Raw genomic sequence first — 13,436 nt, 5'->3', positions numbered from 1 at the left:
ATCACCAGGCGTGGTCCGTCCGCTGCCACGCCGGCAGCGCCTGGATGCGCTCGAACCACGCCAGCAGGTGCGGATAGCCGTCCAGCGGCAGCTGCGCCTTGTCCTTGTACATGAGCGAGCCCACGACCGCGTAGTCGGCCAGAGAGACATCATCGCCGACGAGCCAGCGGCGCGTGGCCAGGTGCTTGTCCAGCACGCGGGCCGCTTCCGCCAGGTCGGCCTCGCCGCGCGCCACCTCTTTCGGGTCCGCATCCTGGCCCGTGACGAATTTCTTCCAGATGTGCTCCCACGTGAGCACGCCGATGGCCGGCGCGAAATGCTGGCATGCCCAGAACATCCAGCGGCTCGCGTCCGCGCGCGCCCGGCGCTCCTGCGGCCACACGGTCTGGCCCGGCGTGCCGTCGGCCAGGTATTGCATGATCGCGCACGATTCCCACAGGACGAAGTCGCCGTCGACCAGCACCGGCAGCTTGCTGTTGTCGTTGACTTCCCCGAGGCGGCGGCGGTCGTCCTGGCTGGCCAGGTCGATCTTGACGAGGTCGAGTTCGATGCCGAGGTGGTCGGCCGCCAGCAGGACGCGGCGGGTGTTGGACGAGTACGGATTGTAGTAGAGCTGCATGTCGTCTCCTGGTTGGGTGGCGGATGAAACGATGTTAAGCCCGGGCACTGACAAGTCCTGTCAGGAGTGTCAGGTGTACTCTGGGATGTCGTACTCCTGGCGCCACTGCCGCAGCAGCTGGTGGCGCGGTGCCGGATAGCGTTCCGTGCTCGCCTCGGCACTGACGATGCGGTCCATGCGGAAGTGGCGGATCGCGTCGCGCAGCTCGCACCAGGCGGCCATCACCCGCTTGCCCTCGAAGAAGGCGAGCGCGAACGGCCACACGACACGCTCCGTCGCCGCCTCGCGCTCGTCGCGGTAGGCGATGCGCAGCTTGCACTGGCGCCGGATCGCCTCGCGCGTGGGCTGGATGTAGGCCTCGACCGGGACCGCGGCGGGAAACGCGGGCACCCACAGGCTCGTCTCGGCCATGTGGTCGCGCAGGTCGCGCGGCGTCGCGGTCGCGATCTTGGCCAGGGTGCGGTCGGCGGCGTCGGACAGCGCGGGATCGCCCTGCTGGCGCACCCAGCGCGCGCCCAGCACGAGCGCTTCCAGCTCGTCCGCGTCGAACATCAGCGGCGGCAGGAAGAACCCGGTGCGCAGCACGTAGCCGACGCCCGCCGAGCCGTCGACGGGGGCGCCCAGCTGGGCGAGCGTCTGGATGTCGCGGTAGATGGTGCGCTCGGACACGCCGAGGCGTTCGGCCAGCGTGGCGGCCGTCACGGGGCGGCGATGGCCGCGCAGGGCATCCATCAACTGGAACAGGCGTCCGGTGCGGCTCATGGTGTCGGGCGTCTCGGCAGGAAGTGGAAAAGTTTCACGGACGACATCATAGTACGACGGACCGGCCCCGTCCATCCGGCCGCACGACCAGTCATCCCGCATTTCCGGCAGTTCGTCGGCATGCCGTAGCCGCCTTGCCGCGACGGATGTAGAGTGACTCCATCGCAACACGCCATCACACAAGGAGCCATCATGACCAGCACCCATTCCCGCAGCTTCGGCGCCACGCTGGACGACCTCGCCCGCGACATCGTCGATGCCTGCCGCCGCGCCGCGCGCGCCATCGCCGTGATGTCGTGGCCCGCCATGCTGGCCTGCTGCATCGCCCTCGCCTTCGTGATCAGCATCCTGCCGCTCGCGCTGTTCCTGTTCGTGCTGTTCATGGGCCTCAAGGTCATCGCGGGCGCGTTCATCGTCGACCGCCGCCGCGCGCATCGCGAACAATTCGACGACCCCTACGGCAAGCAATAAGGGGAGGACGCCATGCGCGCCAGCGACATCAACCAGGTGCTCGACTTCGTCCGCGACGCCTTCAACGAAGCCAGCAAGGTCTGGTGGCGCTTCTTCGACTGGGTCGCCGTCGTCGAATGGCGCCAGCTGCTCCTCACCTGGTTCTTCGTCCTCGTCTTCTTCGCGATCGTGCACACGCCCGAGCCGGCGCTGTGGTACATCTTCGTCTCGTTCGCCGTGAAGGTGCTCGCAGGCGGCAAGCGCCGCGCCGAGCTGATGGCACGCGAGGCGACGACGCAGGCCAATGTGGCCACCTTGGAGCGCCGCCTGATGGAGGCGCAGATGGCCGCCCTGCAGGCCCAGGTCGAGCCGCACTTCCTGTTCAACACGCTGGCGCTGATCGGCCAGCTGATCGAGACGGACCCGCCGGAAGCGGCGCGCGTGCACGCCCACCTGATCGACTACCTGCGCTCCACGCTGCCGCAGATGCGCCAGCGCGGCGGCGCCACGCTCGGCAAGCAGGTCGAGCTGTCGCGCGCCTACCTGGCCATCATGCAGGCGCGGATGAAGGAACGGCTGCACGTGCGCTTCGAGGTGCCCGACTTCCTCGGCAGCGCCCCGTTCCCGCCGATGATGCTGCAGACCCTGATCGAGAACGCCATCAAGCACGGCCTGGAACCGAAGATCGAAGGCGGCACCGTCGCCGTGCGCGCCCACGTCATCGATGCAGACCTGCACGTGGAAGTGTGCGACGATGGCGTCGGCATCGACCCGCACGCTGACGACGGCGTGGGCCTCGCCAACATCCGCGAGCGCCTCGCGCTGCTGTACGGCGCGAGCGCGTCGCTGGACATCAGCACCCCGCCGGGCGGCGGCGCCTGCGCCACGATCCGGCTTCCGTACAAGATGATGGAGGATGCATGAACCCCGACGTTCGCCCGCTGACTGCCCTGATCGCCGACGACGAAGCCCCGATGCGCGACCTGCTGCGCGCGCGCCTGCAACAGGCGTGGCCGGACCTGCAGATCGTCGCCGAGGCCGCGAACGGCGTGGAAGCCGTCGAGCTGGGCGAGAAGCTGCGGCCCGACATCGCCTTCCTCGACATCCGCATGCCGGGCCTGTCCGGCATCGAGGCGGCGCGGCGGCTGTACGAGCGCTCGCACATCGTGTTCGCGACCGCCTACGACCAGTACGCGCTCGACGCGTTCGAGCAGGGCGCGCTCGACTACCTGCTGAAGCCCGTGTCGGCCGAACGCCTGGCGACGACGTGCGCGCGGCTGCAGGCGCGGCTGCGCACGCGCGCGCAGGGCGCGGCCGCGGCCCCGCAGGACATCGGCCAGCAACTGGCGAAGCTGACCACGTTGCTGGAAAACCGCGGCAAGCCGGAGAAGCCGACGTACCTGCGCTGGATCCAGGCCCAGGTGGGCGCGAGCCTGCGCATGGTGAGCACGCGCGAGATCCTGTTCTTCCAGTCCGACGAAAAATACACGCGGGTGCAGACGGTGGGCGCGGAATTCCTGATCCGCAAGACGCTGAAGGAATTGCTGGACGAGCTGGACCCGGATGAGTTCTGGCGCATCCACCGCTCGACGCTCGTGCGCGTGGACGCCATCGCCGAAGTCAAGCGCGACCTGCGCGGGCGTCAGATGCTGAAGGTGCGCGGCTGGCCGGGTGAGCTGGAGGTCAGTCGCAACCACAGCTATCTGTTCCAGCAGATGTGAATCTCACGCTGTGCTGCTAGCATGGAGGCTCCACCCGACAGGAGCCTGCCATGCCCTCGATCGCCATCCCCTGCCTGCGCTACCGCGACACCCCGGCCGCCATCGACTGGCTGTGCGAAGTCTTCGGCTTCGCCTGCCAGGTCGCCGTGCCCGGCATCGACGGCGCCATCGCCCACGCGCAACTCACGTTGGGCGACGGCATGATCATGCTCGGGTCCGTCAGCGGCGAGGGGGAATATGGCAAGGTGCTCGTGCAGCCGGACGAGATCCGCGGCCGCCAGACCCAAACAGTCTACCTGCAAGTGAACGACGCCGACCGCGTGTGCGAGCGCGCGCGCAATGCGGGCGCCATCATCCTGCAGGAACCGGCCGACACGGAATTCGGCAGCCGCGGCTTCATGTGCCGCGACCTCGAAGGCCATGTGTGGAACGTCGGCACGTACGATCCGTGGAAGCCCGACGATTTGTTCTTGCCGAACCGATAGAAACGCATCTCGGTAGGCGCCATTCCGCAGGGTGGGCACCCCGTGCCCACGCGTGACGTATGCGCACCGTTGGCGTCAGTCAGCTGAACAGGCCCTCGTCGGAACCGTCACCATCGAAAAAGCCGTGACCGCTGTCGAGGTTGTCGTTGTCGACGCTGCTGTCGAACAAGCCTTCCGACTGCGAACCATTGTCCAGCATCCGCTCGACGTCATCGACCCCGGCCTGCTCCGCCAGCGGGCTGCCGGACTGGTCGCTGAACAGGTTGTTCGCGGGATCGTCGCTGTTGAGCAGGCGGTTGCCGCCGCCGTAGTTGTGGTGGCCGAACATGTTTTCCAGGCCCTGGAACAGGAAACCGCCCGCCGCCACGCCGGCCGCCGTCGCCGCGATGGAGCCCAGCGTGCTGCCAAGGCCGCCGCGCAGGAAGCCCGACGACGGCGCGCTCTGGTATTGCGGCTGATACTGCGGCTGCGGCTGCGATTGGTACGGCTGCTGCACGTCGCGCTGGTACGACTGCGCCGGCTGCGACCTGCCGCTATTTCCCCAGGTATTGGCGTCGAGGAATTGTCCGCCGCCTTGCTGGCCGGCATGTTGCTGGTCGAGCTGGCTTTCCAGGCCGGCGATGCGCTGCTTCGCATTCTTCAGCCCCTGCTCGAGCAGCAAGGCCCGTTGCACCAGCAGATAAGCAGCGTCCGGCTGCTGGGCCATCGCGCGCTGGATCAGGGCATCCGCCTCGGGATCCTTCTGGATGCCATGGGCCTGGACCAACTGGTTCAGGAAGTCGTTCAACATCTGCGAATCTTGCGGGCTCATGACGTCTGCTCCTTTGAATGTCCGGATAGCCCCCATGTTGTGGGACTGTCCCCGAATTCAAGTTTGACACCATCCCGGCCCGCCTGCCTTAAACGGCGCTGAACCGTGCGCCGTGCCGCGTGGGCTTACTGCTTGAGGTCCCAGCCACCGAACGCGTTCGGCAGTTGCGCGGCGGCCGTGGTTTCCATCACGTCGCCCTTCAGGTTCGCGAGCACGACGGGCAGCTCGTTGCCGCCCAGTTCCAGGATCACCTGGCGGCACGCGCCGCACGGGGCGATGGGGCCGTCCGTGTCGCCGATGACGGCCAGCGCCGCGAAGTCGCCCGGCACGTAGCCGTGGGCGATGGCGGAAAAGAACGCCGTGCGCTCGGCGCAGTTGCACAGGCCGTACGACGCGTTCTCCACGTTACAGCCGCGGAACACGCGGCCGTCCTTCGTTTCCAGCGCCGCGCCTACCTTGAAGCGGGAGTACGGCGTGTACGCGACGTCGCGCGCGGCGCGGGCTTCATCGATGAGTTTCTGGTATTTCATGGGCGGATGGTCTTGTAGATCATCGGCTGCGCGGCCGGCTGTTCTTGCGCGATGCGGTACGCGACCTGCACTTCGCGCACGGCGCGCTCGGCCGCGTCCTGCGTGCGCGCATGCACGAGCGCGAGCGGCTGGCCGGCCTCGATCTGCGTGCCCAGCTCGACGAGGTCCGTCAGGCCGACGGCGAAGTCGATCGGGTCTTGCGGGCGGATGCGTCCACCGCCCAGGCCGACGACGGCCAGGCCCAGGCCGCGGCAATCCGTCGCGTACGCATAGCCGGATTCCGGTGCCGGCACCGGCACGACGATCGGCGCTTTCGCGAGGTGCGCGTCGGGATTTTCCATCAGGTCGGCCGGGCCGCCCAATGCGGTCACCATGCGCGCGAAGCGCTCGGCCGCCTCGCCCGAATTCAGTGCGCGCTGCAGTTTCGCGCGCGCTTCCTCGTCGGTGGCGGCGAGGCCGGAGATGACGAGCATCTCGGCGCACAGCGCCATCGTCACGGCGTGCAGGCGCGACGGACGCGCTGCGCCGGTCAGGTAGTCGATCGCGACGCGCACCTCGACGGCATTGCCGGCCGCCGGGCACAGCGACTCGTTCATGCCGGTCAGGATCGCGGACGTGCGCGTGCCCGCGCCATTGCCCACGTGGACGATGGACTCGGCCAGCTCGACGGATTTCTCATACGTCGGCATGAACGCGCCGCTGCCGGCCTTGACGTCCATGACGAGCGCATCGAGACCCGCCGCCAGCTTCTTCGACAGAATGGAACCCGTGATCATGGCGACGGATTCGACGGTCGCCGTCGTGTCGCGGATGCTGTAGAAACGCTTGTCGGCCGGCGCCAGCTGCGCGGTCTGGCCGATGATGGCGACGCCCACGTCCTTGACGATCTTGCGGAACAGCTCCGGGTCCGGCACCGTGCAATAGCCGGGGATCGAATCGAATTTGTCGAGCGTGCCGCCTGTGTGGCCGAGGCCGCGGCCGGAAATCATCGGCACGTAGCCGCCGCACGCGGCGATCATCGGGCCCAGCATCAACGACACGACGTCGCCGACGCCGCCCGTCGAATGCTTGTCGACGACGGGGCCCGGCAGGTTCAGCGACTTCCACTCCATCACTTGGCCGGAATCGCGCATCGCGAGCGTGAAGGCCACGCGCTCGTCCATCGTCATGTCATTGAAGTAGACGGCCATCGCGAGCGCGGCGATCTGGCCTTCCGTGACGCTGCCGTCGGGGATGCCGCGCACGAAGAAGCGGATCTCTTCGGCGGTCAGGGTGCCGCCGTCGCGTTTTTTGCGGACGATTTCTTGGGGGAGGAACATAGCCATCGTTTCGTTATCTCACACGCCGTACGGAATCCACACATTTTTGACCTGGCTCGCGTGCTGCAGAACGGCACGCCCGCCCGCCTGCTTCGCATCGAACCAGTCGCGCCCTTTCGCGCCGCCCGTCCACGTGCGCTTGAGCGACTCGGCCGACAGCTTCTCCACTTCCGCACAGCCCTCGGCCGACCCATCGTGGCGCCACACGGCATCCACGTCGAAGTGCGACGCCAGCGTGCGCGCCAGCTCGTCGTGGCTGCCCGTGACGATGTTCAGCGCGCCACCCGGCAGGTCGGACGTGTCGAGCACCTGGTACAGGTCGAGCGCGGACAGCGGATGCGCTTCCGACGGCACCGCGATTACGCGGTTGCCCAGCGCCAGCGCGGGCGCCACGAGCGAGATGAAGCCCAGCAGCGGGTTCTCGTTCGGGCACACGATGCCGATCACGCCCACCGGCTCGTTCAGCGCGACGGTGATGCCGTGCATCGGCGGCTGGTGCGCGAGGCCGTCGTATTTGTCGGCCCACGCGGCCCAGTAGAACAGGCGCTCGATCGACGCCTGCACTTCGCGTGCGGCATCCTTGGCACCCGTCTGCGCGGCGATGCGGGCGCTAAATTCGTCGGCGCGGATCGCCAGGTTCTCGGCGATGTAGTACAGCACCTGCGCGCGGTTGTGCGCCGTGGCCTTCGCCCAGCCGGACGCCTTGTGCGCGGCTTCGACGGCATTGCGGATGTCCTTGCGGTTGCCCTCGCCCACGTCGGCGAGGAAGTCGCCGTTCGCACCAATGATCGCGCGGCTGTACGCGCCGTCCGGGCGCGCCTGCTTGCCGCCGATGTACAGCTTCGCGGTGCGGTCGACGGCGAACGGGCTGTCGCCACCGGTCGGTTTGACTTTCCCTTTTTCGGCAACGACCGGTGCAGCCGGACGCGCATCTTCCGCCAGCGGCACGAGGTACTCGGTCATGCCTTCCTTGCCGCCTTCGCGGCCGAAGCCCGATTCCTTGTAGCCGCCGAAGCCGCACGCGGCATCGAACTGGTTCGCCGTGTTGATCCACACGACACCGGCCTTGATCTGCGGGGCGACGTCCAGCGCGAGGCTGATCGACTCGCTCCACACGCATGCCGCCAGGCCGTACACGGTATTGTTCGCGAGCTGCACGGCTTCGCCCGGCGTGCGGAAGCTCGACGCGACGAGCACGGGCCCGAAGATCTCCGTCTGCGCGACCACGGCGGACGTCGACGCGCCCGTGATCAACGTGGGCAGGTACCAGGCGCCTGCCTGCGGCGTCTCCGCTTCCGGCTGCCAGATCTCGCACCCTTCCGCGCGCGCCGATTCCACGAGGCCGTGGATGCGCTGCTGCTGCACGGGGTCGACGAGCGCGCCGATATCATTCGATTTATCCAGCGGCGAGCCGACGCGCAGGTTGCGCATGCGTGCCTTGACCTTCTCGATGAAGCGCGGGTAGACCGATTCCTGCACGAGCAGGCGCGAACCGGCGCAGCAGACCTGGCCCTGGTTGAACCAGATGGAGTCGACGAGGCCTTCGACGGCCGCATCCAGGTCGGCGTCGTCGAACACGATAAACGGCGACTTGCCGCCCAGTTCCAGCGACAGTTTTTTACCGGTACCGGCCGTGGCCTTGCGGATGATGCGGCCCACTTCCGTCGAGCCGGTGAACGCCAGCTTGTCGATGCCGGGGTGATTCACGATCGCCTCGCCCACGCGGCCATCGCCCGTGACGATGTTGACGACACCGGCCGGCACGCCGGCCTGCTGGCAGATCTCCGCGAACAGCAGCGCGGTCAACGACGTGAATTCGGCGGGCTTGAAGACGACCGTGTTCCCCGCGGCGAGCGCCGGCGCGATCTTCCAGGCCAACATGAGCAGCGGGAAGTTCCACGGCACGATCTGGCCGACGACGCCGACGGCGCGGTAGTCCGCGAATTCTTCCGACTGCAGCTGGGCCCAGCCGGCGTGGTGATAGAAGTGACGAGCGGCCAGCGGCAGGTCGGCGTCGCGCGTTTCGCGGATCGTCTTGCCGTTGTCCAGCGTTTCCAACACGGCGAACAGGCGCGAGTGCTTTTGCAGCAGGCGCGCCAGCGAATACAGCACTTTCGCGCGGCCGTGACCACCGAGGGCGACCCAGCCCGGCTGCGCGCGGCGCGCGGCGTCGACGGCGCGGTCGATATCCGCCTGCGACGCCTGCGTCACTTGCGCCAGTTCGCTGCCGTCGGCCGGGTTGAACGAGCCGAACGTCTCGGTCGCATCCGTCCAGGCGCCGTCGACGAACAGGCCGAAACGGCGGCCATGGGTGTCCAGCCACGCTTGCGCTTCCTTGGTGCTCTCGGGTGCGGGGCCGTAGTCCATAGTTTGCAGAATCTCTTTAATAGTGGGCATGACAGGTCCGATCAAGGTTGCGCGTGACGATGGGCGGCCGAATAGCTGCCGGTGACGTAATGCTCGAGCTGGCGCTCGATGTCGGTCAGGAGGCTGGAGGCACCGATGCGGAACAGATGCGGTTGCAGCCATTCGTTGCCCAGCTCTTCCTTCATCACGGTCAGGTATTGCAGCGCGGTCTTGGCGGAGGACACACCCCCGGCCGGCTTGTAGCCGACCTTGTAGCCGGTGCGTTCATAGTACTCGCGGATCGCTCGTACCATCACCAGCGACACGGGAATGGTCGCGTTCACACCTTCCTTGCCGGTCGATGTCTTGATGAAATCGGCGCCTGCCATCATGCAGACCCACGATGCTTTTGCTACGTTTTCCAATGTGACGAGATCACCCGTCGCGAGGATCGCTTTCACGTGTGCGTCGCCGCACGCCTGGCGGTACGCGACCATTTCGTCGTACAGCGCCTGCCAGTTGCCCGTCAGGACGTGCTGGCGCGTGATGACGATGTCGATCTCGGTGGCGCCGGCCGCGACGGACAGCTCGATCTCGCGGATCTTCGTCTCGAGGCTCGACAGGCCGGCCGGGAACGCGGTCGACACGGCGGCGATCGGCAGGCGGCCCTGCAGCACGTGCACGGCCGGCTGGATCATCTCGTGGTACACGCACACGGCGCCCGTCGTCAGGGAGTCGATGCCCAGCGCCTGCATCAGGTCCGCGCGCAGCGGCCGCATCGCCTTGCGGCACAGGCGCTCCACGCGGCCCGGCGTGTCGTCGCCGGACAGCGTGGTCAGGTCGATGCACTCGATGGCGCGGATCAGCCACGCGGCCTGGTATTCCTTCTTGACCGTGCGGCGGTTCGCGAGGCTCGCGGCGCGGCGGTCCGCGGCGTTGCGGTTGACCTTCAGGTGGTTGATCCAGCCCAGGTCCAGGTCGATCGCGGTATTACGTTTGAAATCGAGGTTCGGGCTCATAACAATGCGGTTCCGTTGGCAGTAGGTTTGACGCCGAGGTGGTGCGCCAAGGTGGCGCCGATGTCGGAGAACGTGTCGGACACGGGCAGCTCGCGCGCGGGCGCGGCCGGGCCGAAGAACAGCATCGGGATGTGTTCGCGCGTGTGGTCGGAACCGGGCCACGTCGGGTCGCAGCCGTGGTCCGCCGTGATGACGACGAGGTCGCCCTCTTTCAGCTTCGCGATGAAGTCCGGCAGGCGCGCATCCAGCTCGTGCAGCGCGTTCGAATAGCCCGCGACGTCGCGGCGGTGGCCGAAGTGCATGTCGAAGTCGACGAAGTTCACGAACGTCAGCGACTTGTCGGGTGCCGTGTCGGCGACTTCCAGCAGGCGGTCGAACAGCGCCATGTTGTCGGCGCCCTTGATCAGTTGCGTGACGCCCTGGCCCGCGAAGATGTCGCTGATCTTGCCGAGCGCGATCACTTCGCCGCCGGCATCCTTCACGTGGTCCAGCAACGTGGGCGCGACGGGCGGCACGGCGTAGTCGTGGCGGTTGCTCGTGCGCTTGTAGTTGCCGTTGGCGCCCGTGAACGGACGCGCGATCACGCGGCCGATGTTGTACGGCTTGACCAGTTCATACGCGGCTTCGCACACCTGGTACAGGCGCTCGAGGCCGAAGTGCTCTTCATGCGCGGCGATCTGCATCACGGAGTCGGCCGACGTGTAGATGATCGGCTTGCCGGTGGCGACGTGCTCGTCGCCCAGCTCCGTGATGATCGTGGTGCCGGACGCATGGCAGTTGCCGAGCCAGCCCGGCACCTGCGTGATCTCCGCCAGTTTATCCGTCAGCTCTTGCGGGAACGTGGGGACCGTCTTCGGGAAGTAGCCCCAGTCGAACAGCACGGGCACGCCGGCGATTTCCCAGTGGCCGCTCTGCGTGTCCTTGCCGGTCGAGCGCTCGCGCGCGACGCCCCAGGCGCCCGTGAAACCGTCGCGCTGCGCGAAGCCCGCGGGCCACGCGCCGCTGGCCTTGTGCGCGGCGGCGCCGAGGCCGATCTTTTCCAGGTTCGGCAGCGACATGGGCGTACCGGCGTCCGCCGCCCACTTCGCGATATGGCCGAGCGTGTTCGCGCCCGCGTCGCCGTATTTGTCGGCATCGGGCAAGGCGCCCAGGCCGAAGGAGTCCAGCAGGAGGATGAATGCGCGTGACATGTTATCCCTTCCTTAAAATCAAGCCGTCTTGCCCAGACGTTCGATGAAGCCGTGGATCAGCGTGACCATGTCCTTGGCCGCAACCGCAGCATACTTCAGCGTCTGCTCGTGCGACAGCGGGAACGGCGTCAAGCCTTCCGCCAGGTTGGTGATGGCCGACATGCCCGCGACCTTCAGCCCGCAGTGGCGCGCCGCGATCACCTCGGGGACGACGGACATGCCGACGACGTCCGCACCCAGCGTCTTGAATGCGCGGATCTCGGCGGCCGTCTCGAAGTTCGGGCCCGGGCACGCCAGGTACACGCCTTCGTGCAGGGTGATGCCCTTCTCGGCCGCCGTCGCCTTGACGAGGTCGCGCATGTCCGCGTCGTACGCGTTGGCCATGCTGAAGAAGCGCGGACCGAAGCGGTCGTCGTTCGGGCCGGCCATCGGGCTGCCCGGCAGCAGGTTGATGTGGTCCGTCAGCGCGACGACGCTGCCCGCGTCCACCTCCGGCCGCAGCGACCCCGCGGCATTCGTCACGAACAGCAGTTCGCAGCCGATCAATTTGAACGTGCGCACCGCGGACGTCATCACGCCCGGGCCGTAGCCTTCATAGAAATGGCCGCGGCCCTTCATGCACGCGACAGGGACGCCCGCCAACGTGCCCAGCACCAGTTCGCCCGCGTGGCCATGCACGGTGCTGATGGGGAAGCCCGGCAGGTCGGCATAGCTGATCGCCACCGCGTCCGTCATCTGTTCGGCCAGCACGCCGAGGCCGGAACCGAGGATCAGGGCCACGCGCGGCGTGAAGCCCGGCTTGCGGGCGCGGATGACGTCGGCGGCTTCGAAGGGGGAATTGCTGAACAGGTGAGTAGTCATTGTCGCGGTCTGGTCGAGGATGAGGCGCGGCGGTGCACCGAAATGTGGCAACTATGCATGATTGTCGATTGGTATGGCAAATACCATTTTTCTGGTCGATTTATATCTTCACAGTATAAATCCGCGCTAGACTGGTTGCGAACGCGTTGACCGCGACCAAACAAATGTTTAAGATTAAAAACAAAAGTTTAACCCATCTCCAACCGTGACCGAACCGTCGAAGAAACAACAGCTGTACGAGGCCATCCGCGCGAACCCGTTCATCTCGCAGCAGGAGCTGGCGAACCAGCTCGGGCTGTCGCGCTCGGCAGTCGCCGGCTATATCGCGGGCCTGATCCGCGAGCGCAAGCTGCTGGGACGCGCCTACGTGCTGCCGGACCGCCGCCCCGTCGTCTGCGTGGGCGCGGCCAACCTCGACCGCAAGCTCCGTTCCGTCGACGCCATCGCGCTGCGCACGTCGAACCCGGCCAGCCAGAGCGAATCGTTCGGCGGCGTGGCACGCAATATCGCGGAAAACCTCGCGCGCCTCGGCACGACGGTCGCCCTGCTGACGGCCATCGGGACCGATTCGTCCGGCGCCGCCCTGCTCGACCATGCGGAAACCCTCGGCATCGACGTACGCGGCGCGCTGCGCCTCGAAGGCTGCTGCAGCGGCACGTACACGGCCGTGCTGGACCGGGACGGCGAAATGGTCGTCGCGCTGGCCGACATGGCATTGTACGACCGCATGGAGCCGGCGTTCATCGATGCGCGCCAGGCACAGCTCGCGGGCGCGGGCCTCGTCGTGGCCGACCTGAACCTGCCGCAGGACACCGTCGCCGCCCTCGCCGCGCAGGCACGCCGCGCCGGCACGCCGCTCGTGCTCGTGGCCGTGTCCGAACCGAAGATGGCGCGCCTGCCCGCCGATCTGGCCGGCGTGCGCCTGCTGATCCTGAACGCCGGCGAACTGGCGGCCCGCGTCGGGCGCCCGCTGCCTGACGACGATGCGATCGGCACCGCCATGCGCGACGTGCAGGCGCAGGGCGCGCGCGACGTGATCGTCACGCGCGGCGCGCGCGGCGTGCTCGTCACCGCGGGCGGCGGCATCGTCGACCTGCCCGCGCCGGCGGCAAGCGTCGTCGACGTGACGGGCGCCGGCGACGCGTTCGCCGCGGCCGTCTGCTGGTCGCTCGTGCAGGACGACGGTGCCGACGACCTCGTGCTCGCGTGCCGGCGCGGCCTGCACCTGTCGTCGCTCACCTTGAGCGTGCCCGAGACCGTGCACCCGGGCCTGGGGCCGGACAGCCTCGCCACCGAACATCCTTTGCTTTCACAGGACTGAAC

The 13,436-nt window shown here is 67.5% G+C and carries 14 protein-coding genes; 5 read left to right on the top strand and 9 right to left on the bottom strand.

The genetic code is table 11. The features are described from left to right. Position 1: 1 nt before the first annotated feature. Both NX784_RS11740 and NX784_RS11735 read right to left on the bottom strand, forming a co-directional pair. Positions 2-619 carry a glutathione S-transferase family protein gene (locus NX784_RS11740; RefSeq protein WP_258816844.1) on the bottom strand — a complete coding sequence of 206 codons (618 nt, stop codon included), beginning with the start codon at positions 617-619 and terminating at the stop codon, positions 2-4. Between the two features lie 69 nt (positions 620-688). Next, positions 689-1,381 (bottom strand): helix-turn-helix transcriptional regulator, encoded by a 693-nt coding sequence (locus tag NX784_RS11735; RefSeq protein WP_258816843.1) that lies wholly within the window; start codon positions 1,379-1,381, stop codon positions 689-691. A 192-nt stretch (positions 1,382-1,573) separates the two neighbouring features. On the opposite strand from NX784_RS11735, the gene NX784_RS11730 reads away from it, so the two are divergent. Genes NX784_RS11730 through NX784_RS11715 form a run of 4 tightly spaced genes read left to right on the top strand, consistent with a single transcriptional unit; the run spans position 1,574 to position 4,037 of the window. Further along, on the top strand, positions 1,574-1,852 hold the full coding sequence (locus NX784_RS11730; RefSeq protein WP_258816842.1) for a hypothetical protein: 279 nt from the start codon (positions 1,574-1,576) through the stop codon (positions 1,850-1,852). Positions 1,853-1,864: 12 nt separating this feature from the next. Continuing rightward, positions 1,865-2,755, top strand: coding sequence for a sensor histidine kinase (locus NX784_RS11725; RefSeq protein WP_258816841.1), 891 nt, complete (start codon positions 1,865-1,867; stop codon positions 2,753-2,755). Continuing rightward, entirely contained in the window at positions 2,752-3,552 is an 801-nt protein-coding gene (locus NX784_RS11720) for a LytR/AlgR family response regulator transcription factor (RefSeq protein WP_258816840.1), read from the top strand. The genes NX784_RS11725 and NX784_RS11720 overlap by 4 nt, the downstream gene beginning before the upstream one ends. A gap of 50 nt (positions 3,553-3,602) precedes the next feature. Continuing rightward, positions 3,603-4,037: a VOC family protein gene (locus tag NX784_RS11715; protein WP_258816839.1), complete on the top strand. Its 435-nt coding sequence runs from the start codon at positions 3,603-3,605 to the stop codon at positions 4,035-4,037. Between the two features lie 79 nt (positions 4,038-4,116). On the opposite strand, the gene NX784_RS11710 is transcribed toward NX784_RS11715, so the two are convergent. From NX784_RS11710 to xapA, 7 genes are all read right to left on the bottom strand, one after another. Next, entirely contained in the window at positions 4,117-4,848 is a 732-nt protein-coding gene (locus NX784_RS11710) for a DUF2076 domain-containing protein (protein ID WP_258816838.1), read from the bottom strand. Between the two features lie 125 nt (positions 4,849-4,973). Next, the gene (locus NX784_RS11705) at positions 4,974-5,378 is read right to left on the bottom strand and encodes a cytidine deaminase (RefSeq protein ID WP_258816837.1); all 405 of its coding nucleotides are present in this window, start codon (positions 5,376-5,378) and stop codon (positions 4,974-4,976) included. Then, positions 5,375-6,697 (bottom strand): thymidine phosphorylase, encoded by a 1,323-nt coding sequence (deoA, locus tag NX784_RS11700; protein ID WP_258816836.1) that lies wholly within the window; start codon positions 6,695-6,697, stop codon positions 5,375-5,377. The genes NX784_RS11705 and deoA overlap by 4 nt, the downstream gene beginning before the upstream one ends. A gap of 18 nt (positions 6,698-6,715) precedes the next feature. After that, positions 6,716-9,094 (bottom strand): aldehyde dehydrogenase family protein, encoded by a 2,379-nt coding sequence (locus NX784_RS11695; RefSeq protein WP_370662928.1) that lies wholly within the window; start codon positions 9,092-9,094, stop codon positions 6,716-6,718. An 11-nt stretch (positions 9,095-9,105) separates the two neighbouring features. Beyond that, complete coding sequence (gene deoC, locus NX784_RS11690; RefSeq protein ID WP_258816835.1) at positions 9,106-10,062, bottom strand: deoxyribose-phosphate aldolase; 957 nt, start codon at positions 10,060-10,062, stop codon at positions 9,106-9,108. Next, complete coding sequence (locus NX784_RS11685; protein ID WP_258816834.1) at positions 10,059-11,252, bottom strand: phosphopentomutase; 1,194 nt, start codon at positions 11,250-11,252, stop codon at positions 10,059-10,061. The genes deoC and NX784_RS11685 overlap by 4 nt, the downstream gene beginning before the upstream one ends. An 18-nt stretch (positions 11,253-11,270) precedes the next feature. Next, positions 11,271-12,101, bottom strand: a complete 831-nt coding sequence (gene xapA, locus NX784_RS11680) for a xanthosine phosphorylase (RefSeq protein ID WP_258817000.1) — start codon at positions 12,099-12,101, stop codon at positions 11,271-11,273. A 217-nt stretch (positions 12,102-12,318) separates the two neighbouring features. On the opposite strand from xapA, the gene NX784_RS11675 reads away from it, so the two are divergent. Continuing rightward, positions 12,319-13,434 (top strand): carbohydrate kinase, encoded by a 1,116-nt coding sequence (locus NX784_RS11675; protein ID WP_258816833.1) that lies wholly within the window; start codon positions 12,319-12,321, stop codon positions 13,432-13,434. Positions 13,435-13,436 lie beyond the last annotated feature (2 nt).

This window comes from Massilia pinisoli (genome assembly GCF_024753285.1).
GTDB lineage: Bacteria > Pseudomonadota > Gammaproteobacteria > Burkholderiales > Burkholderiaceae_D > Telluria > Telluria pinisoli.
This window is presented reverse-complemented; position numbering and strand designations above follow the sequence as displayed.